Genomic DNA, 21,771 nt, shown 5'->3' with positions numbered 1-21,771 from the left:
CGCGGGTCGTCTGGGTAGTTCCGCCTGCGAGCACGCTCGATTCACTGAAACTTCAATTGTTACCGACGACAAGGAGTCAGACATGACCGCAACCCCCGTCACCAACCCCACCTGGTATGCGCAGATTCGCGACATGTTCACATCCGTGGACCGCGCGCACATGGCCAGACAAGGTCTCGACCTGGCCAGCTACGACGCGGTGATGAACCACGCCGGCGACATCTATCAACAAGTTGCAGCAGGCAACATGCCGCCGGGTAATCCCTGGCCTGCCGACTGGGTGGGTACCTTCCTCAACTGGATGAACAATGGCTACCCCAAAGGCGTGCCCGTGACTCAAGCGAGCCAGGCCGACTTCGCGGCACGCTCATTGTTCAGTACAGCGGCCCCGGCCGGCAGGATGCGCAAGGACATCACCACGTTGTCGAGCAACGAACTCGACCAGCTCAAAAAAGCTTTTTCCGCCATTAAGGCCCTCGATCCCGCTGACCCGAACAGCTATTTCGTCCAGGCGGGCTATCACTGGTTTCCGGCACCCAATACCTATTGCATGCACCACGTACCGGGCTACAACCCCTGGCACCGGGCCTATCTGGTCAGTTTCGAAAATGCCCTGAGATCGGTGCCTGGTTGCGAGAACGTGACCCTGCCTTATTGGGATATCACCACGCCCTTCCCCGACGTGCTTAAAAGCCCACCCTTCGACCAATACGTGCTACCGAAAACCATTGGCGCGGATTTCCCCGAAGGGTACGTCACCACACGTTTTGACTACGACACGATTGCCCAGAACCTGATTGATAACGGCGTGACCGATGACGTCAACCGGGCAATGAGCAAAACCGACTGGGAAGACTTTCACGGCTACTGGTCCGGTGCCAGTCACAACACCATCATTGCCGCCCACGACAGTGGCCATGACTCCATTGGTCCGACGATGCAACAACAGGAAGTTGCGGCGTTCGACCCGGTGTTCTGGTTCTTCCACTGCAATTGGGACCGACTGTTCTGGGAATGGCAGAAGAAAATGCTGGCCACCGACCTGCAAGGGCTGTTGACCACTATCAACGAGGCTACCGACCCGATCAGTTTTCAGATATTCAACGATTCAGCGCTCGAGGTTCTGAATCCATTCACCCACAGCGCACTGGAACTGAACACCCTGGCAATCATCGACTCGGCAGGTCAGCTTGATATTGATTACGACCCGCCTGCCACAGCTTCGAACGTCGATTTTCTGCCCAAGACCCAGCGTACGCTCGCCGCGAACAAACAATTCACGGTCGAGACCGATCGAGTCAACGTACGCGTCAGCGGCATCAATCGTCTGAAAATCCCCGGCAGTTTCCGGGTGCACCTGCAAAAGGACGGAAGGACGATCGCCTCCAGAGCGCTGTTCCAGCCGGTTGAGGTGCAAAGCTGTGCCAATTGCGTGAGCAACGCGATGGCGCAGTTCGACTTCGAACTGCCAATGGCGGATATAGCGGGCGGCAAACTGAGTGTCTGGGTAGAACCGGTCGACAAGACCTTCGTAGGGGATCGCTTCCCGCAGAAGCTGATGGGCAACCCGGTCATCGATGTCCATCTATTACTGCTGACAGAGTAGCGCTGTGGCTGCTTGAAAAGTGCCGGATCTGACGTGATGAAGACCGGCACTGAAGTTGGGGGAGACATCACCTAACCGCAACGGAGCACCTATCATGACCGCTTTTCGCCAGGATGTTGCAACACTGGGTTCAGGATGGAACAAGACATTGCTGAACTACGCCAAGGCAATGCAGGCGCTGGACGCGCAACCGATACAGGACCGCACGAGCTGGAAATTCCTCGGCGCCATGCATGGATTCCATCCTCAGTTGTGGCTCAACGAAAATCTGATCAAGGCGAATACCCCGATTCCAGCAGACTTGACCAACAAGACGTACGGCAATCAGTGTCAGCACGGCAGTTGGTATTTCCTCTCCTGGCACCGGGCGTACCTGTTTTCGTTCGAAGCAATCGTCGCTGCGAAAGTGAAAGAGTTGACGGGGGACGACTGGACCCTTCCCTACTGGAACTACCTCAACAGCAGCGATCCGAAAGCCCTGTATCTGCCTGAGGCCTTTGTAGAAAAAACCTTACCCGACGGCAGCCCGAACCCGCTGTGCAAATACCCTCGACGCCCCGGAATCAAGGCGATCAAGCCCGGGGGCGGGTTCAGCCTTGAAGCGATGGAAGAGAATGATTTTATCGTCGGTAACGGAAACCTGGGATTCGGTGGCGGAATCACTGGCGATTTCGTCCAGTTCGCGGACATCACCGGAGAACTGGAGAGCAACCCGCACAACACGGTTCACGGTCTCGTCGGTGGTTATATGGGCAATGCCTATCTGGCAGGTCTTGACCCTATATTCTGGCTGCACCATTGCAACATTGATCGCCTCTGGGAAGCCTGGATGAACACGCCGGGCAAGACCATGGTCCACGACCCACTCTGGCTCAATGGTCCGGCCAACCGCAGCTTTATCATGCCGGTCCCCGGCGACAACGCACCTGGCGTAACGTTTACTAGCAAAGACACGTTGAAGGGCGGCAAATTTTATCGGCCCTATGATGATTTGAGCATCGGTACGGGTGTAAAGCCGGGAGTGAATGCAGTGGCACGGGTCAATATGGGTTCGCCCAGCAAGCAAACGGTACACCCCATCGGCGCCAATGCCGCTGCCGTCACGATCGGCAGTGCGCCGGTAGACAGTCATATCGACCTCGAACCCACGGCAGCCTCCAGTAGCATCGCGACCATGGGCGCGACATCGCCGGGTAAGGCGGTGGCCCGACTCTACCTGGCCCTGGAATCCGTGCGTGGCTCCGCACCTTCACCGCTGCTGGATGTGTACGTCAATCTGCCTGACGGCGCCAACCCGGCGCTCGACCCTGACCGGTACGCCGGCAGCCTGACGCTTTTCGGTCTCAACGTTGCTTCGGAAAAAGACGGCGAACACAACGGGTTGGGTTATACGATTGATATTACCGACCTGGCTCAACGGCTCACGGCCGCCGGGGACTTCGATCCGAATCATCTGCGCGTGACGCTTGTACCTGTCGAGCAGATTTCCGATGAAGCACCGATAACGGTTGAGCGCATCAGCGTTCTCAAGCGCAGTGGCGTCGTGACTTGAGGGCAGACTGATGCGGCCAGGTCTGGTTCTACGCAGTTTTACTTACGCACCGTGGCCAATTCTGCTGGCCACGGCAGGCGTGGGCCTGGCCCTTTCCCTCTACAACGATGTAAGCAGTGAAGGTCCCGCATTTTGCGTAGCGGTGAACGGGCTGTCGATCGTCACTCGCTGGCCGGCGGCGTTACAGGCGGAGCTCGCACTGAACCCGCTGCACCGCATCCTCGCCGGCTGGTTCCTGATGCTTTTGGCCATGATGCCGCCCCTGTTGGCAATGCCGCTCATGCATGTCTGGCACTCCAGCCTGGCACGTCGGCGAATGCGTGCATCCGCGCTGTTTCTGTTCGGCTATTGTGCGTTGTGGATGGCCGCCGGCCCTGTTCTATGGGTCTTGGCGTTGTTGCTCCAGTTCACGCTGGGCCAAAACGTGTTCATCGTGACATTGCTGATCGCGCTGGTCTGGAGCGCAAGCCCGTGGCATCGCGCAGCACTCAATCGAGTGCATCAACCCCAGCGGATCGGCTTGTTTGGCTGGCCAGCCGACAAGGACTGCCTGACCTTCGGCATGCGCCATGGCCTGTTTTGTATTGTTTCGTGCTGGGCGTGGATGCTGGTGCCGCTGGTGAGCGGGACCTGGCATATTCCGGTGATGCTATTGGCAGGTCTCATCGTGCTGGCCGAACGGCTCACGCCTCCTCGTCCTCCAGGCTGGCACTGGCTTGTGTCACCCATGCACTTTTATACGTTCGTCACCAAACATCTTTCGGAGCGTCCCCATGGTTAGGCGAGTGTGTCTGGCAATCGGCGTAAGCACCGTGACACCTGTTGCTAAAGAGGTCCTGGATTTCGCCTATCTGGATGGCGCCGTTTTAGCCGCGCGCTCCATGGGGGAATGGGCACTGCGCTCTGGTTTCGGCGTCGACAACGTCAAAGTCGTCGACGACGGCTGGGTCAATAACAAGCCAAACCCGGTCACACGGGTGCGCGTACAACAAGCCGTCGACGAACTGTTTCCAGCGGGGGCCGACGTCGTTGACCAATTGATCCTGTCATTTTGCGGACACGGGCTGACGGGGTCGAATTTTGGCGAGATCTTCTGGCTGTTCAGCGACTCGCTGCAGATGAAGTACCGCATTGTGGTCGACAGGTTTTACGAGGAAATGTTTCTGCTCGGCGTCAAGCGCATAACGCTGATCACCGACGCGTGCCGCGAAGCCCCCCAAAGCCTGGAGCTAATGCGCCTCGATGGTTCGCGCGGGATCCTTGTGCAAGGCACCCGGGCCGACGAAACAAATTTCGATAGCCTCGCTTGCTGCCATGACGGCCAACTGGGCTACATGGTTCGAGACCCTGCTGGCGCCGCACCGGGCAAATGCATTTTCTCGGGTGTCATCGCGGATATTCTCTGGGGACTGGAGCCCACTGCCATTGAAAATGGGCTCATAACCACGAATGCGTTGGGTAAATTCGCTCGCTCGCGCACGGCCGAACGCGCTCGCGATTACCACCTCAAGCTCGACCCTCACTGCCAGGTCGATCCCGACGCCGTGGTGCTTTACGACACTGCGACCCCACTCAAGCCCCCTGACGACATGCAACCGTGGCCATCCGGAAACACGGTAGCGGTGCTGGGCACTGAAAAAAAAGACGAGGCTCTGGATTCTGCTGGGTTCACCGCCGAGGAAATAACAACCCAGCGTTCAGTTCAGCAGCGCACCTTGCGCTATCGCCTTTTCAACAAACTCCCATGGTTCAGGCGATCTAAATCAAAAGATCCAGACAGTCGCGAAGTGGTCTCGGGAATCACACATCTGCGAGAGGACATGGATGAACTGCACAACATCGACATGGATACGCCTCGCCATAGGCAAATGATAAAGGAGTTGTCCGAACAGCTCAGAGCAGATTCGATCACCATGATGGTTCAACGTCGATTCCTGGAGATCGACCGCCCCGCTAACGCAAATCTCATTGTCTGGGGTGAGCAGGCGACACTGCTGTCCAACCGCGCGACTCATTCCCTCAGATCCGAGCCCCCCGTCAACGAGTTTTACGTTGAACCCCACACTAAAGGGGCGCCTGTTCTGGTGCGCATGGGCAAGGAGCAAGTTACGCCTGTCGTACCTTACGCAGGTCTGTATACCGCCGTCGTCCCCAGCCCCAACGGAGATGTTTTCCAGGTGTACGGAGCGCACAGTTCGCCGCAAAGGTATCTGGCGGGCATGCGGACCCTTCGTGAATTCTCTGCCGGGTACTTGCGAGCCGATAGCGTTGATCGACTGGCTGCAGACCTGCGGCACGAAAAGCATGCCGACCCGATGTTGGGCGTCATCTGCGCCTACCTTTACCGGGCGCTCGCCGACTACGACAACATCCGGCGCATGGCCTATTTTTATGCGACCCGTGGTCAGGCTGTGCCCTTCGACATCGCGCTGCTCGGAGGTATGGAGGTAACACGCAACACGCATGGCGCCCTGCAACTGCATGTACCAGCAGTGAAGGCCCGGGAATCGCGACCAAACGCGCCAGCACTCCCCGACTATGCCACCCAAGCTACCCCTGCCATCTTCGCCAGCGTCGGCGGACGATGCCCATGGCTCGGACTTGGCTGGGACTATGTCGTTGAGCCTCGATTGGAGTCGGCTCTGCTTGTCGAAGGTCTTGGCAAGCATGCGTCACTGATTCGGCGCAGCGGTTCGACCGTGTTGCCTGCGGCCTCAGCAAGGCAACTTGCAGAGGCCTGGGGTCTGCCGCCAGGTTAATTCGTTTTTTCTGCGTTGGCCGAGGTGTTCTCAGGGAGGAAAAGATGCTTGCAGAGTTGAGTTGGGCAGACGTCGTGGATGCACCCGCAGAGCCGCTTGAGTTCGGCGCCTGCCATGTCCACCAAGCGTGGCGACGCCATAAGACGCTCCAACAAAAATTCCCTGGGCTGCAGGCGGCTTTCGTGACCAGTCAGCATCGGCTGCCTCGCCTGCTGCAGTCTGTCGGATCAAACTCCAACGCACGAAACCATGCTGAAAGAGGACAAGCAATACTCGCGGCCGTCTGGTCACGCAATGCTCCGTGGGCAATTCTTTGCGATGCCACCCAGGCCGCTTTGATACCCAAAGACTGTATTGAAACCATTGCGGAAACCAGGGTGCGTGACGACGATCTCGTGGCTGTGCTCAGAGACCTTCTTGAGCGCTGTCCGCTGGAGCGAAAAACTCCGCTTGATGAGACGTTCTACGAACGCATTCTCGCTGCGGGCCGACGGCGAGAGAGGGCATCATAAGACTGATCAACACACTCCAACCCCACCAGCGTCGCCTCCACAGCTTCATCCAGCGGCGTATGCGGCTCGCGACCCAAGGTCGATTGCAACTGCGCGCCGTTCAGCCTTACCGGTTGTTGCCACAGGTAACGCATCTCCTGCATTTCGCGAAACGTTTCGACAAAGGGCGACAACACGTTGATCAACCACCAGGGAAACGCTTTGATCCTTGGCGTTTTACCGCCATGTCTTGCCACAACGCGGCGTATGGCTTCGGCCATTTGCCTGCCATCCGCATCCCAATGACCGTCCATATGAAACGCGGCGAACGGTGCAAGCGTTTCTCTGCGCTCCAGCAGTTGCGTCATGGTGTTGGCGACATCCGGCAAATAGGCCCATTGATTGCCGATGCCCTTGGCACTGGGTACCAGCACACGGGTGACTGCCCGCCCCGGTTTGACCAGCCCTTGGGAAAACCAGTTGTTGCCCGGCACCGGCCCGAAAAAGTTGCCGGCACGCACGATGATTACCCGGCATCCCTGGGTGCTGGCTTCGCGCAGATGTCGTTCAAGCTCGACCCGCAGCGCGCCTTTGCGGGTCACGGGGTGTTGTGGTGAGTCTTCGTGCAGCAACGGGAATGCGTCTGGCCCGTAGTTATAAACAGTGCCCGGCAGGACGATGGTCGCCCCTTGTGCAATGGCGGCCGCAATGGTGTTGTCGATCATGGGCAAGACCCGCTTGTCCCAGTCACGATAACCGGGTGGATTGACCGCGTGGACAATGACCGAGCAGCCCTGTGCCGCCGCCATGACCTGTTGGCGATTCATCGCATCCCCGTCAAACCAGGTAAAACCTTCAGCCCCTTCGTGAGGTGGACGACCACCGCGTCGCAGCGCACACACCTGCCAGCCGGATTCGCGCAGCTTGCGCGCCACTTCACCGCCGATACCTCCCGTTGCACCCAGTACCAAAACGCGTCGACTCAAGATCATGTTGATCGTCCTCTCGATGGAATGAGAAGAGTCTGAATGCGCCGTCGACTCAATGAAATTGCTTAAAATCGGCTACCAGCTATACATTTATGCATGGACAACAACATCAGCTGGGAACTGTACCGCTCGTACCTGAGCGTGCTGCAGGAAGGATCATTGTCGGGTGCCGCTCGAGCACTGGGGGTTGCGCAACCTACGGTCGGGCGCCATATCGACACGCTCGAGCAACAATTGGGCGTGAGTTTGTTCACTCGCTCCCAACAAGGGTTGCTGGCGACCGAAGCCGCGCAGGCCCTCAAGCCCTTCGCGCAATCCATGCAGGCCAATGCCGCCGCACTGTTGCGCGCAGCCGAGGCGCAAGGAAGCGGCGTCAGAGGCACGGTGCGCATCAGTGCCAGCGAAGTCGTGGGCGCCGAAGTGCTGCCTCCGGTTATTGCCGGCTTAAAAGGACAGTACCCGGAACTGAACGTTGAGCTGGTCCTGACCAATCGCGTTCAGGACCTGTTGCACCGCGAGGCTGATATCGCCGTGCGCATGGTTGCGCCCGAGCAAGGTTCGCTGATTGCCCGGCGCATCGGCGATATCGAACTGGGCCTGCATGCTCACCGCCGCTACCTCGATGCGCGAGGCACACCGCAGACACTGGAACAGCTCACTGAACACGCGCTGATCGGCTTTGACCAGGAGACGCCCTTTCTGCGCAGCGCCAGGCACTGGTTGCCGCAATGGCGTCGCGAACACTTCACCTTGCGTACCGACAGCGATCTGGCGCAACTGGCGATGATTCGTGCCGGGGTGGGCATCGGCGTGTGCCAGGTGCGAGTGGCGCAACGTGACCCTGCGCTGGTGCGCGTACTCGCACACCCCTTCAAACCCAGACTCACCAGTTGGCTGACCATGCATGAAGATTTACGCAACAGTCCGCGCTGCAAAGTGACCTTCGAGGCGCTGCTGTCAGGACTCGAGCAATACGTGGGCTAAGCTGTTTTTATCGCCGTGCGTCGGCTGAGCACTGTCGGCGGTTGAGTGCGGCAAAACAGCAACACTGTCATAACCCGCATTTTTCCTGACAGAAAAACCACTTTTTCAGTCATTCACAAGCGCTCTTCAACCCTCTGAGAACGGCCGTTTCGGCTCAGGCGCGTTATTCGATAACCGACAACGCTTTGTTACTGAATTTATGATTTAACTAGGTAGTTACCTAACTATATAATCCCCTTCTCATTTCAACGGGACATTCAACGTGAAGCAGAGTCAAGGCCTCTCTGGCCTTTCTAAATTCATTCTGGTCGGGCTGGGCGTGATCATCGCCCTGCTCGGCTTGGCGCTCGCTGCTGGCGGCGTGAAGTTGGTCAGCCTGGGAGGGTCGTGGTACTTCCTGATGGGTGGTCTGGTGATGGCGGTTTCCGGATGGCTGATCGCACGCTTCAAACCGGCGGGTGCGTGGTTGTTTGCGGCGTTCCTGCTCGGGACCGCAATCTGGGCCGTGAGCGATGCCGGGCTGGTGTTCTGGCCGGTGTTCTCGCGCCTGTTCATGTTCAGTGCGGTGGGTCTGGTGGTCGCGCTGGTTTATCCATTGCTCAAGCGTGCCAGCGGTGGCGTTCCAGGGCGCGGTGCTTATGCGCTGGCCGCTGTACTCGCGATCGGCCTGGCCGTCGCGGCCGCTAACATGTTTGTCGCGCACCCAACGGTAGCAGCCACCGGCACGGGCCCGGGGCTCACGCCAGTGGAGCCGGACAAGGCGCAGAAAGACTGGGCGCACTACGGCAACACCGAAGGTGGCAGCCGTTTCGCCGCGCTGGATCAGATCAACCGCACCAACGTCGACAAACTGAAAGTCGCGTGGACCTACCACACCGGTGACATCGCCGAGAGCGATGGCAACGGCGCCGAAGATCAGCTCACCCCGCTGCAGATCGGCAACAAGGTGTTCATCTGCACTCCGCACAACAACCTGATCGCGCTGGATGCCGACACCGGCAAGGAACTGTGGAAAAACGCGATCAACGCCAAGTCGAAAGTCTGGCAGCGTTGCCGTGGCATGGCCTATTTCGATGCCACCAAGGCCATCGCTCAGCCGGGCAATTCGAGCATCGTCGAAGCCAAACCTGCGCCGGCCGCCAACTGCCAGCGCCGCCTGCTGACCAACACCATCGACGCACGTCTGATCGCGGTCGATGCCGACACCGGCGAGTTCTGCCAGGGTTTCGGCAACAACGGTCAGGTTGATCTGAAGGCCGGTCTGGGTGATGTGCCGGACAGCTACTATCAGCTCTCCTCCGCGCCATTGATGGCCGGCACCACAGTCGTGGTCGGCGGGCGCGTGGCCGACAACGTGCAAACCGACATGCCGGGCGGCGTGATCCGTGGTTTCGACGTGATCACCGGCGCCATGCGTTGGGCCTTCGACCCGGGCAACCCACAGGATAAAAAGGCACCGGCCGACGGCAGCACCTATGTGCGCAGCACGCCGAACAGCTGGGCGCCGATGTCCTACGACCCGGCGACCAACACCGTGTTCCTGCCGATGGGCAGTTCGTCCACCGACATCTACGGTGTCGAGCGCAGCAAACTCGATCACACCTACGGCGCCTCGATCCTCGCGCTGGACGCCAGCACTGGCGATGAGCGCTGGGTGTTCCAGACCGTGCACAACGACCTCTGGGACTTCGACCTGCCGATGCAGCCGAGCCTGATCGACTTCGACAAGGACGGCAAAACCGTGCCGGCGCTGGTCATCGGCACCAAGGCCGGGCAGATTTATGTCCTGGATCGTGCCACCGGCAAGCCGCTGACCGATGTCAAGGAAGTCCCGGTCAAAGCCGCGAACATCCCGAACGAACCGTACTCGCCAACCCAGCCGAAATCGGTGGGCATGCCGCAGATCGGCGCGCAGCACCTGACCGAATCCGACATGTGGGGTGCCACGCCGTACGACCAGTTGTTGTGCCGGATCGACTTCAAGTCGATGCGTTATGACGGCCTGTACACCGCGCCGGGTACTGACAAATCCCTGAGCTTCCCGGGTTCGCTGGGTGGCATGAACTGGGGCAGCATCTCCACTGACCCGGTGCACGGCTTCATCTTCGTCAACGACATGCGCCTGGGTCTGTGGATTCAGATGATCCCGTCGCAGAACAAGGCGCAGGCCTCGTCCGGTGGCGAAGCGCTGAACACCGGCATGGGCGCCGTACCGCTCAAGGGCACGCCGTATGCGGTGAACAAGAACCGCTTCCTGTCGGTGGCCGGCATCCCTTGCCAGGCTCCGCCGTTCGGTACCCTGACGGCGATCGACATGAAGACGCAGAAAGTCGCCTGGCAGGTTCCAGTCGGCACCGTTGAAGACACCGGTCCCCTGGGCATCCGCATGCACCTGCCGATCAAGATCGGTCTGCCAACCCTCGGCGGCACCCTGTCGACCCAAGGTGGCTTGATCTTCATCGCCGGCACCCAGGACTTCTACCTGCGCGCCTTCAACAGCGGCAACGGTGAAGAAGTCTGGAAAGCGCGCCTGCCCGTCGGCAGTCAGGGCGGCCCGATGACCTACGTTTCGCCGAAGACCGGCAAGCAGTACATCGTCGTCACCGCCGGTGGTGCACGCCAGTCGACCGATCGCGGCGACTACGTGATGGCCTACGCCTTGCCGTAAGCCGAAGTGCCCGTGTTGACCACGGGCACTTTCTTTTGCGCGCGGCACCTGAGGGTGCCGCGCTGCTTCGCGCTATCGCCCTCGATTTGAGCAGGAAGATCTCCATGTTTCGTTTTTCTCATACCGGCTGGCTCAACGGCGTGCTGTTGGGCCTGACCTGCAGCGCCACCCTGCCCGCCTTTGCCGACACCGATGCCAACCTCCTCAGCCGCAATACCCTGACCGGCGACTGGGGTGGCTTGCGCCACCAGATGGACGAAGACGGCATCAAATTCACCGGTGACTACACCGGTGAAATGGCTTACAACGCCGACGGCGGCCTGCATCGCTCGGGCCGTTACTCGCAGAACATCAAGCTCGGCGCACAGTTCGACCTGAGCAAGCTGTATGGCGTGGAGAACGCCGGCAAGGTCCAGTTGACCATCAACGACCGGCGCGGCAACAGCGCCTCGGAAGACCTGGTCGGCAACCGTCTGCCGATTCAGGAAAACTACGGCGGCCTCTACACCCGCCTGACCGAGCTCAGCTACGAGCGCAGCCTGTTCACCCCGGCGCTCAACGTGAAGCTGGGTTACATGGCCATGGGCAACGACCTTGGTGGCCTCGACAGCGGCATTCTCTGCAACTTCATGAACGCCGGCTTCTGCGGCCATCCGTTGAACATGTCCGGTGGCAGCGGCTGGACCAACTACCCCAATGCCCATCTCGGCGTGCGGGTGAAGTACGACCTGTCGTCGGCGTGGCAGCTGCGCGTCGCCGCGTTCAATGTCGATCCGCAAAGCAACGGCAATTCCAGTCGTGCCTGGCACTTGGGACCGAAGCACACCACGGGCACTGTGGTGCCGATCGAACTGGTCTACAAGCGCGCGGGGCAGTTGCCCGGCGAATACAAGCTTGGCTACTACTACGACAGCTCCGACGTGAAACGCATCGGCAGCGATAAAGAGGTGTCCGGCCGCGGCGGTCATTACCTGCTGATCGACCAGGCCGTGTGGCGTTCGGCATCGTCCGAGGGCCGCAGTCTGCACGCCTTCGGTCAATACTCGGCCGCCAGCGAAGCGGCTTCGCCGTTCAGCAAGTGGTACGGCACTGGCGTGGTGCTATACAAACCGTTCGAAGGGCGCCCGCGTGACACCCTCGCGCTCGGTTATGGCCGGGCCGTGCCGAACCCGCGCAGTCGTGACGTGCAGCAAGAGGCGGCGCAGGCCAACGGCGCGGCATTCCCGAACCTGGACAGTGCCGAACAGTTGATCGAACTCGGTTACGGTTACCAGGCCACCCCGTGGCTGACCTTGCGCCCCAATGTGCAATACATCATCGAGCCGGGCGCGTTTTCCGGGCAGGACATCGACAATGCATTGGTGTTTGGCTTGCAGGTAAAAGCGGCGCTCTAAGGCATTCGCAGCATAAAAAAACCGGCGCAAGGCCGGTTTTTTTATGCTCGACGATAAACCGAGGTCTGACGACGTTACCCGGATTCGCTCTCACTAATCCCCCGCACGAAACGGTTACGACCCTGCGCCTTCGCGCTGTACAACGCCTGATCTGCCATCTCGATCAACCCCTGCACATTGTCCAGTCGAGAACCGCTAGCGGTCGCCATGCCGATGCTCACACTGAGCCGACCGAACGGACTGGTGTCGTGCGCAATATGCTCTTGCTGCAAACGGTCGAGGATCAGTTGCGCCACCACGGCGGCACCATCACTGTCGGTGTCAGGCATGATGATGCCCATCTCTTCGCCGCCATAGCGAGCCACCAGATCCGACGGCCGCCTGACACACGCTTCGAGAATGCGGCCCACCCTCTGCAGGCAGGCGTCGCCAGCCACATGCCCGAACGCATCGTTAAAACGCTTGAAGTAGTCGATATCAATCATCAGCAAGGCCAGCGTCGTGCCGTCACGCTGTGCTCGTCGGGCTTCCATCGCCAGGCTCTCATCAAACCAGCGCCGGTTGGCCAGACCGGTCAGGGCGTCTTTCATCGCCAGCAACTCAAGTTGCCGGTTTGACGACAGCAACTGCTGCTGAGCCCCGCGCAATTGATCCTCGGCCGCCGTGCGCCGGCGGATATCGAGGATCAGAAACCAGCCGATCAGCCCCGTCAGGCCGAGCAATCCGGTGACCACCACCGCCGACAGCAACGCCTCCATTCGCCACGCAGCAAGGGCTTCGCGCTTGCCGAGGGCGACGGTCGTGATCAGCGGCAGCCGGTCGCTCTTGCGAAAAGCGTAGAGCCTTTCCACACCATCCAGGCTGGAGGTGAACGACGCAGTGCCGACGGATCGATCAACCAGGTATTTGGCGTAGATGGGCGATTTGGAAAAGTTGCGGCCCATGTCCTGTTCGCGGAAAGGATAGCGAACCAGCAACGTGCCATCGGTATAGGACAAACCGATCGCGCCCTCCTGCCCCACATCGATTTTTCCAAACAGTCGCAGGAAATTTTCCACCCCAAGGGTCACCGCCACCACACCGGCGAACTCGCCATCGGGACCATTGAAGCGACGGCTGACGGTGATCACCCATTCCTGATTGGAGCGGCTCTGGATCGGCGGACCGATAAAGGTCTCGCGGGACGGATCGTCACGGTGATGGATGAAATAGACCCGATCACTGCTATTGGCCCCGGCTGGAATCGGCCGGTTGGAGGACATCAGCCAGCGGCCCTGAGTGTCGTAGATCGTGATGCCACTGAGCTGTGGCATCAGCGGTTCCTGGCGCTCGACCAGTGCAGTCAGTCGCTGAATCTGGGCAGGGCCGCTGCCTTCGGTCTCCAGACGCTCGACGAGCCCGAGCAAAAGCAGCGAACTCTGGCGGACAATGCCCTCGGAGTAAGTCGCCAGCGCCTGGGTCAGGTTCAAGCCATGGACATTCACCTCCTCCAGTGCCCGCTCACGGGAGGCCAATACCTTCCACACCGTCAATGACGCGAGAGAGCAGCCAATGACCAACAGCAAAAGCACCACCAGGTGGGAATCACGCTTCACGTTACTACCTTAAGGAAAGTCCGGTTTTCCATTCCAGCAACATTGGGTCAGGGCAATAGCGGCAGCCATCCATCCTTCTTCTGGCCAAGAATACAAGCAGCGCTGAAACGATGCAGTAACTGATAGGTACATTTTGCAAAGAAATCAGCTGAATTCACCCGCCGCGCTCCGCATTCACGCCGGGTCCACCGCCTCGATCACGCCCTTGTCCTCGCCCAGGAAGCCACCGCTTTGATGCGCCCACAGCCGCGCATACACGCCGTTTTTCTCGAGCAGTTCGCTGTGCGTGCCCTGTTCGATGATGCGCCCGTCGTCCATGACGATCAGCCGATCCATCGCTGCAATCGTCGACAGTCGGTGGGCAATCGCGATCACGGTCTTGCCTTGCATCATCTCATCGAGGCTTTCCTGAATCGCCACTTCGACTTCCGAGTCCAGCGCGCTGGTGGCTTCGTCAAGCAACAGGATCGGCGCGTTTTTCAGCATGACCCGGGCAATCGCAACGCGTTGCCGCTGACCGCCGGAGAGCTTGATGCCCCGCTCGCCCACCAGAGTGTCGTAACCAGTATGCCCCTGACGATCGCTCAACTGGCTGATGAACTCATCGGCCTGCGCATTGGCCGCAGCGCGGCGCACTTGCGCGTCGGTCGCATCCGGTCGGCCGTAGGCAATGTTGTCGCGAATGGAACGGTGCAGCAGCGAAGTGTCCTGGGTCACCATGCCGATGGCACTGCGCAGACTGTCCTGGGTCACGTGCGCGATGTTCTGGCCGTCGATGCGAATTTCCCCGCTGTCGACATCGTAGAAACGCAGCAGCAGGTTGATCAGCGTGGATTTGCCGGCGCCGGAGCGACCGACCAGACCGATTTTTTCCCCGGGCCGGATGCTCAGGCTGAGGCCGTCGAACACCTGACGCTCGCCGTTGTAGTTGAAACGCACCTTATCGAACGTGACCGCGCCGCCAGTGGTCACCAGCACACCGGCATCCGGTGCGTCCTGGACTTTGGCGCCTTGGGTCAGCGTCGCCATGCCATCCTGAACAGTGCCGATGCTTTCGAACAGCGAAGTCATTTGCCACATGATCCAGTTCGACATGCCATTGATGCGTAACGCCATCGCGGTGATTGCCGCCACGGCACCTGCGCCGACGTCACCCTGGTGCCACAGCCACAACGCGTAACCGCCGGCGGACATGATCAACGCCACCACCAGAGCCTGGTTGACGATCTCGAACAGACTCACCAGACGCATCTGGCGAAAACCGGTCAATTTGAAATCTTCCATCGCCGCCCGGGCGAAGTGCGCCTCACGGTTGGAGTGCGAGAACAGTTTCACCGTGGTGATGTTGGTGTAGGCGTCGGAGATCCGCCCGGTCATCATCGACCGCGCATTGGCTTGCTCCTGCCCCACTTTGCCCAGACGCGGCACGAAGTACCACATGGCCAGCCCGAAAAACACGACCCACGCCAGGAACGGCAGCATCAGTTTCAGTGCAAAGCCGCCGGCCAGCGCGATGATCGCAATGAAATACACACCGATGCCGGGCAGGATCTCGATCAGGGTAAACAGCACATCACGCACCGCCAGCGCGGTCTGCATGACCTTGGTGGTAACCCGGCCGGAAAACTCATCGGAAAAAAACGAAAGGCTCTGCCGCAGCATCAGCCGATGGAAGTCCCAGCGCAGGCGCAACGGCAGGTTAATCGCCAGAATCTGGTGCTGCACCATCGTGCGCAACGCCACCAGCCCGACACTGAACACCATGACAATGCCCATGCCCCACAACACTCGACTCTCCTGCGCAGCGGCTTCACCGCCGGCCTGCCAGGTCGACAACAGATCCACGACCTGTCCAAGGAAGGAAAACAGCCACGCTTCATAAATCGACACGGCCGCACTGAGCAATGCCAGCGCCAGGACATAACCGCGCGCGCCGCGCGTGCAGGCCCAGAGAAAGCGGGCCAGTCCGTTGGGGGGTGGTGGGACCTCGTCAGGAGGAAAAGGGTCGAGTCTTCGTTCGAACACACGAAGCATGGTGGTCTCCAAAACTTTCAAGTTAAGGGGATTCTGCCATCGAATGGTTGCCGGGAGGTCTTTGTGAAAAAGTGTGAGTTTGCCAAGGGCCGGTGTCGGCGCACAGATCAATAGTCGTCGGCCACGGCCTGAGCAAGCCAGGGCGCAATGCCCTGGCAGATCAAAGTGGTCACTTTTTCTTTTTCGCGGTCTTTTCGGCCTTCTTCGGTTCCTTGGCCTTATCGGGTTTGCTGTCGGCTTTTTTGGCAGATTTTTTCGGTTCGACGTCTTTTTTCTTGTCTTTCTTTTCGGAAGATTTTGAAAGCGCCGCAGCCGCCGCAGATTTCTTCGCCGGCGAGGCCTTTTTGTCTTTCAAGTCCTTGCCGGCTTTCGAAGCTTCACCTTTGCTTTTCTTTTCGTCTTTAGCCACGTTGACCACCTCTCGGAGTGTGCCGGTATTGGCACGGTGCCTGCGCGATTGACCACAAGCTGATCATTAGGCGAGCACGTCCCTGAAGCGGTTCAAATTATTTTCTACACCGCCGTCTCGTCATCCACGGGCAATGAAGCCAGCATCTCGGCGCGGCACACCTGAAGAATCTCATCCGCCAGCGCGGAATCATCCGGACAGGCGCGCGACAGGATAATCGCACCGGCAGCACGCGACAGCAGGTCGATCATTTTCCGCCGCCCCTCACCCGGCGCGGCATCCGGGCCTGTCGGGTATTTGTCGCCGAGGGTTTGCAGGGTGCGTTCGATGCCTTCGGCAAACGTCGCTTTCACAGCGTCCGGTTGCCGCGCCGCGTCACCACACAACGCGGCCATTGTGCAGCCGCTGCTGCGTCCATCCCGATGTGCGCGGGTCACATAAACATCAATGAAGCCCGCGACATCGAGCGCTTCCGCGGCGGCCAGCGATTTGGCCAGACTGCAGGCCGAGGCTTCGGCCATCAGATCGGCCTTCGATCCGAAATGTTTGTAGAAGCCTCCGTGGGTGAAACCGGCCGCCGCCATGAGATCGGCCACACCGACACCGTCAAAACCGCGCTCACGGAACAGTTCTGAAGCCGTTTCAACGATGTGCTCTCGATTGGCTTGCGCCTGGGCCTTGGTCACTCTCACGTCAATACCTCGTGTCCGCTGGGAAATCCTGCGCCGATGATACATAGATGCTGGTCATAATCAAAACCGTTGACAGCTTAGATTTCGATCATCATCATAATTGCACGCACCACCGATCTTCATTAACGGACACGGAAGAAACACCAGATGACCGACCCGAAACTGTTCACCCCTTACACCCTCGGCGCGCTCACGCTGTCGAACCGCGTCGTGCTTGCGCCGCTGACACGCAACCGCGCCGGCCACGGCTTTGTACCCAGCGAGTTCGCGGCCCTGCGCCAGCGCTTCAAAAACACCTACATCGGCAACAACGGCTCCGACCTCGACCTGGCGACAGCGCGGCGGGCTACATCGACTACCCGACGCAGGCTGAATCGAGCACTGCCGCACGCTGAGCAATCCCTGATCGCGTTTTCTGTTTCTCCCATCCTGAAAGAGAGATGAACCCATGAACACTCGCCCTACTGTTTTGATCACTGGCGCCTCCACCGGCATTGGCGCCGTCTACGCCGATCGCTTCGCGCAACGCGGCCACGATCTGGTCCTGGTCGCCCGTGATTTGGCGCGCCTGGAGGCCCTTGCCACCCGGTTGCGCCGCGAGCACGACGTCGCCGTCGATGTGATTGCGGCTGACCTGACCCAAGCCGGCGATCTGGCCACGATTGAGTCCCGTCTGCGTGATGACGCCCGGATCGGCATCCTCGTCAATAACGCCGGCGCCGCGCTGTCCGGTCAGTTCATTGACCAAAGCACCGACAAGGTTGCGCAATTGGTCGCCCTCAACACCACTGCGCTGGTGCGACTGGCCAGCGCCATCGCTCCACGCCTGGTCAAAGCCGGCGACGGCGCGATCATCAACATCGGTTCGGTGGTGGGTCTGGCGCCGGAGTTCGGTATGACGGTCTACGGTGCGACCAAGGCCTTTGTGCTGTTCCTTTCCCAAGGCCTGAGCCTGGAACTCTCGCCACAGGGCGTCTACGTGCAGGCCGTGCTGCCGGCCGCCACCCGCACGGAAATCTGGGATCGCTCCGGCGTCGACATCAACACCTTGACCGAAATCATGGAAGTGGGCGACCTGGTGGATGCCGCGCTGGCCGGTTTCGATCGTCGCGAACCGGTGACCATTCCGCCCCTGCACGAAGCAGAACGCTGGGATGACCTGCAGACCGCACGGCAGGCCCTGCTGGGGCAGATCCGCCAGTCTGCAGTTGCCCAGCGCTACCAGACGCCAGAGTGATCCCCAAGTAGCGAACACCCGTACCGGATTCGATGCAGCCAACGCACAACTGGTGATTTATGAGGATGCCGGCCACGGCGGGATTTTCCAGCAGCACCTTGATTTTGTGACCAAGGCGTCGGCGTTCCTCGATGCCTGACAACGCGGCGCCGCGACCCCGCAACTACGCTCCCTGCAACCGACAAGAGCCATACCGCAATGAAAGCATTTCTGATTGATCGCTATGGCCAGAACGGCGGGCGTATTGGCGAAGCACCGGCCCCTGTGGTGGGCGCCCACGACGTCCTGATCGAGGTGCACGCCAGCAGCATCAACGTGCTGGATTCGAAGATCCGCAAAGGCGAATTCAAGCTGATCCTGCCCTACTCGTTTCCGTTGATACTGGGCAACGATCTGGCCGGCATCGTCGTTGAAGTGGGTTCAGCGGTGACCCGCTTCAAACCGGGAGACGAAGTTTACGCACGCCCACCAGAAACACGGATTGGCACGTTCGCCGAATTAGTCGCCGTGAACGAAGACGCGATTGCACTGAAACCTGCCAATACTCACATGGCACAAGCCGCGTCCATCCCTTTGGTGGCACTGACCGCCTGGCAAGTGCTGGTTGAAACCGCCCGACTGAAAAATGGCCAGAAAGTGCTCATCCATGCCGGATCCGGCGGCGTCGGCACCGTGGCCATCCAGCTCGCCAAACACCTCGGGGCCTTTGTCGCCACCACCACCAGCACCGCGAATGTCGCATGGGTAAAAGCGCTGGGGGCCGATCAGGTGATCGACTACACACAGCAGAACTTCGAAAGCGTCCTGCACGACTTCGACGTGGTATTGAACAGCCTTGGTGCCGATGTATTGGAGAAATCCCTCAAGGTGCTCAAACCCGGAGGCCAGCTAATTTCCATCTCCGGGCCACCCACTGCGCAGTTCGCCCGGGAGCAAGGGTTGTCCTGGCCTTTGCAACAAGTCATGCGTCTGCTGAGTTTCAGTATCCGGCGCAAGGCGCGCCAGCGGGACGTCAGCTACGCATTCGTCTTCATGCGGGCCAATGGCGCGCAACTGCAGCACATCACCGTGCTCATTGAGGCCGGCATCATCAAACCGGTGATTGACCGCACCTTCCCTTTCGAATCGACAGCTGAGGCGTTGCAATACGTCGAGCAGGGCCGCGCCCAGGGCAAGGTGGTGGTGACCAGGCCGTGGGTTGATGAGCCAAGCGCAGAGGCCGCACAACGATTGCCGCTTCGGCCTTCGTCATCCGAAGCTACTTTGCCAGCGTTGAGTAAAAAGGAAGAGCAGCTACCGGAGGCGGTATCGGTTGAAGCACCGGTGATTCTCTGGCGCAGTCTGATGCTTGAACAATAGGTTCTGACCGTTCCCGAGTCGCTGTGAGACCTACACGTCGCGGCATCAAGCAGCATGAGGAAATCTGCCGTGCCTTCGCATGAGTGGTCTGCGGGGCTGGATTCGCTCTGACGCATCATTGACTATAGCCATCGCTGGCGCTGCCGTACCGACCGTTTAGAAGGGCTCGGTTTCACCCTGTACCAGGGCGCGTAAACGAACCAAGGGCGAACACAATGAATCGTACCGACCATGTCTGCCTGATGGCGACTTATAACGAATGGATGAACGCAAATATTTATGAAGCGGCCAAGCGCTTGTCAGATGAAGAGCTTTCACTGAATAGAAACGCATACTTCGGTTCTATTATCGGGACGCTGAACCACTTGGTGGCGGGAGACGTTATCTGGCTGCAGCGATTCGCCGGGCACCCAGCGAACTACTCGGCTCTGAAGCCGGTTCAGCAACTTCCTGCCCCGAAAAGTCTCAACCAGCTGACGTTCTCAAACATCCGCGATTTGTCGGCTCATCGGATATGGCTCGATAGAGTAATTATGGAATGGTCTCGCTCCATTACAGAGGCACATTTAGATGGCACCCTGAGTTACACAAACATGGCAGGGACGCCCGCAGACAAAAGTTTCTTTGGTTTGCTCATGCATTTCTTCAACCACCAGACTCATCATCGCGGGCAAGTCTCTACCTTGCTTTCACAAGCGGGTGTCGACATCGGTAATACAGATCTGGTTCTCCTCATTCCATCCGAACCCTGAATACAGTAGAGAGTCCAGGTGCTGGATCGGGTTTCGTCCCATTGGATTGGAACTGCCAAGCAGTGCGGCCATGCAAGATGGTGTCGAGTGCCGAGTGCCGAGTGCCGAGTGACGGCAATCGGCCATTAGCTGCCGGTAGTGAAAGGAAGCAAACGGCCAAAACGCTCCCCAACCGCTGAATGACGGCTAAGAAATCTGATTACCTATCACTACGATAGGTACTCCGAACGTTACGCCAGATAGCCGGGTAACCTCAGCCAATGCCCGTAAAGGGGCCGGTAAGTCGAAAAGTGTCAATGGATTCAGTGGACGGTATTGCAGCTCATATCCATTCAAGGCTAGGCGCGTAGTGCGATGGACGTCCGACCAGTCATATGCAAAGAACCCACGCTTGGCAAAGGCAGCGAAAGCGTTTGCGCCAGACATCGAAGTAACCAGATCCACATCGGACACCTCTGGCAATGAAAGGACCGCCTCTTCGGAGTTCTCGACGGAGGGAAGTGCGGAGCAAGGAATCGGCCCCGGACCAGCCGTAGTGAAGAGCGCAACCTGCCCGATGGCGTCAGTAGCGATCCATCCAACGTCAACGTCCTGAAGAACGATAGAAGTAACCATTGGCACCTACTTTAGAAAAAGGGACTAGTTGATTTTCCGACTCTAAACTTACCAGCCCAGAGTGTGTAAAAGCGCGTCCGCAAATTGCAAAGCCTGGAAGAAATGCGATGGATTTATTCTCCTTGCTCTAAACGTCCTCTTCTGGCCGATAGCTGCCAACGGGATCGGCAGCTATCGGCCAGAAGCTGATAATAGCGACATGCAGAAATCGACCCACAGCTGCCTTTTAGATCAGTTGGGATCTTTGTCAGAGCGGGCTTACCCGCAAGGAGGCCGATTAAGCAACGCACATACTCTTCGAGCGATGTCATCTGCGCTATCGGGAATGACCACTGAAATGCCTAAATAGTGTTCAAGGTGTAGGGTGAGCGTGTGTTCATCCACCAACAGATCCCAATAACGCTGGTCCGGGCCATCGAGCCTCTCTTTCCAGGAACCGCCCAGCCCTTGCTCAATAACCCCGGCCACGTCCTCGAAAAGCTTCCAGTCGGCTTCTTCTGATACTTCAATCCTCACTATGCGTCACCTCACCACCAACATTCCTCCGATTGTGGTGGCTCCTGCGAATGGCCGCAATGGGTCGACACCTGACGGAGGAGGATGACCGCTATTGGCCGCGAGCGGTTGCTTGCGTA

Annotated in this window: 16 protein-coding genes and 3 pseudogenes; 13 read left to right on the top strand and 6 right to left on the bottom strand. The window is 59.2% G+C overall.

Annotation, left to right across the window (positions count from 1 at the left end; genetic code table 11):
- Positions 1-82: 82 nt before the first annotated feature.
- The 5 genes from HV782_RS15130 (at position 83) to HV782_RS15110 (ending at position 6,429) form a co-directional block, all read left to right on the top strand.
- Positions 83-1,606, top strand: a complete 1,524-nt coding sequence (locus tag HV782_RS15130) for a tyrosinase family protein (RefSeq protein WP_186745334.1) — start codon at positions 83-85, stop codon at positions 1,604-1,606.
- Positions 1,607-1,700: 94 nt separating this feature from the next.
- A complete protein-coding gene (locus tag HV782_RS15125; RefSeq protein ID WP_186745332.1) occupies positions 1,701-3,158 on the top strand; it encodes a DUF7868 domain-containing protein in 1,458 nt (485 codons plus the stop codon).
- A 10-nt stretch (positions 3,159-3,168) separates the two neighbouring features.
- Entirely contained in the window at positions 3,169-3,939 is a 771-nt protein-coding gene (locus HV782_RS15120) for a DUF2182 domain-containing protein (RefSeq protein WP_186745330.1), read from the top strand.
- 4 nt (positions 3,940-3,943) lie between these two features.
- On the top strand, positions 3,944-5,917 hold the full coding sequence (locus tag HV782_RS15115) for a hypothetical protein (RefSeq protein WP_225931017.1): 1,974 nt from the start codon (positions 3,944-3,946) through the stop codon (positions 5,915-5,917).
- Between the two features lie 44 nt (positions 5,918-5,961).
- On the top strand, positions 5,962-6,429 hold the full coding sequence (locus HV782_RS15110) for a hypothetical protein (protein WP_186745326.1): 468 nt from the start codon (positions 5,962-5,964) through the stop codon (positions 6,427-6,429).
- Here HV782_RS15110 and HV782_RS15105 read toward each other — a convergent pair.
- Positions 6,381-7,400: an NAD-dependent epimerase/dehydratase family protein gene (locus tag HV782_RS15105; RefSeq protein WP_186745324.1), complete on the bottom strand. Its 1,020-nt coding sequence runs from the start codon at positions 7,398-7,400 to the stop codon at positions 6,381-6,383. The genes HV782_RS15110 and HV782_RS15105 overlap by 49 nt on opposite strands.
- Before the next feature lie 93 nt (positions 7,401-7,493).
- On the opposite strand from HV782_RS15105, the gene HV782_RS15100 reads away from it, so the two are divergent.
- From HV782_RS15100 to HV782_RS15090, 3 genes are all read left to right on the top strand, one after another.
- Positions 7,494-8,381 (top strand): LysR family transcriptional regulator, encoded by an 888-nt coding sequence (locus HV782_RS15100; RefSeq protein WP_186745322.1) that lies wholly within the window; start codon positions 7,494-7,496, stop codon positions 8,379-8,381.
- 262 nt (positions 8,382-8,643) lie between these two features.
- Complete coding sequence (locus HV782_RS15095) at positions 8,644-11,049, top strand: glucose/quinate/shikimate family membrane-bound PQQ-dependent dehydrogenase (protein WP_186745320.1); 2,406 nt, start codon at positions 8,644-8,646, stop codon at positions 11,047-11,049.
- Positions 11,050-11,153: 104 nt separating this feature from the next.
- Positions 11,154-12,443 carry a carbohydrate porin gene (locus HV782_RS15090; protein ID WP_186745318.1) on the top strand — a complete coding sequence of 430 codons (1,290 nt, stop codon included), beginning with the start codon at positions 11,154-11,156 and terminating at the stop codon, positions 12,441-12,443.
- A 74-nt stretch (positions 12,444-12,517) separates the two neighbouring features.
- Here the strand turns inward: HV782_RS15090 and HV782_RS15085 are convergent, their stop codons facing one another.
- The 4 genes from HV782_RS15085 to HV782_RS15070 form a co-directional block, all read right to left on the bottom strand.
- Positions 12,518-14,038 carry a sensor domain-containing diguanylate cyclase gene (locus tag HV782_RS15085; protein WP_128614555.1) on the bottom strand — a complete coding sequence of 507 codons (1,521 nt, stop codon included), beginning with the start codon at positions 14,036-14,038 and terminating at the stop codon, positions 12,518-12,520.
- A gap of 174 nt (positions 14,039-14,212) precedes the next feature.
- Positions 14,213-16,072, bottom strand: coding sequence for an ABC transporter ATP-binding protein (locus HV782_RS15080; RefSeq protein WP_123468671.1), 1,860 nt, complete (start codon positions 16,070-16,072; stop codon positions 14,213-14,215).
- Positions 16,073-16,241: 169 nt separating this feature from the next.
- Positions 16,242-16,490: a hypothetical protein gene (locus HV782_RS15075; RefSeq protein WP_186745316.1), complete on the bottom strand. Its 249-nt coding sequence runs from the start codon at positions 16,488-16,490 to the stop codon at positions 16,242-16,244.
- Between the two features lie 95 nt (positions 16,491-16,585).
- Positions 16,586-17,173, bottom strand: a complete 588-nt coding sequence (locus tag HV782_RS15070; RefSeq protein WP_186745313.1) for a TetR family transcriptional regulator — start codon at positions 17,171-17,173, stop codon at positions 16,586-16,588.
- A gap of 147 nt (positions 17,174-17,320) precedes the next feature.
- Here HV782_RS15070 and HV782_RS15065 point away from each other — a divergent pair.
- The 5 genes and pseudogenes from HV782_RS15065 to HV782_RS15050 all read left to right on the top strand — a co-directional run.
- Positions 17,321-17,446, top strand: a pseudogene (locus tag HV782_RS15065) (alkene reductase); the annotation flags it as partial.
- 175 nt (positions 17,447-17,621) lie between these two features.
- Complete coding sequence (locus HV782_RS15060) at positions 17,622-18,410, top strand: SDR family NAD(P)-dependent oxidoreductase (protein ID WP_186745311.1); 789 nt, start codon at positions 17,622-17,624, stop codon at positions 18,408-18,410.
- 40 nt (positions 18,411-18,450) lie between these two features.
- Positions 18,451-18,549 (top strand): annotated as a pseudogene (locus tag HV782_RS28605) (alpha/beta fold hydrolase); the annotation flags it as partial.
- A 59-nt stretch (positions 18,550-18,608) separates the two neighbouring features.
- A pseudogene (locus HV782_RS15055) lies at positions 18,609-19,598 on the top strand (NADP-dependent oxidoreductase); the annotation flags it as partial.
- 386 nt (positions 19,599-19,984) lie between these two features.
- A complete protein-coding gene (locus HV782_RS15050; protein WP_186745307.1) occupies positions 19,985-20,521 on the top strand; it encodes a DinB family protein in 537 nt (178 codons plus the stop codon).
- Between the two features lie 873 nt (positions 20,522-21,394).
- Here the strand turns inward: HV782_RS15050 and HV782_RS15045 are convergent.
- Entirely contained in the window at positions 21,395-21,652 is a 258-nt protein-coding gene (locus HV782_RS15045) for a DUF3630 family protein (protein WP_225931016.1), read from the bottom strand.
- Positions 21,653-21,771 lie beyond the last annotated feature (119 nt).

Source organism: Pseudomonas monsensis, from assembly GCF_014268495.2.
In the GTDB taxonomy this organism is placed as follows: Bacteria; Pseudomonadota; Gammaproteobacteria; order Pseudomonadales; family Pseudomonadaceae; genus Aquipseudomonas; species Aquipseudomonas monsensis.
The sequence above is the reverse complement of the archived record's forward strand: the minus strand, read 5'-3'. Positions and strand labels throughout refer to the sequence as shown.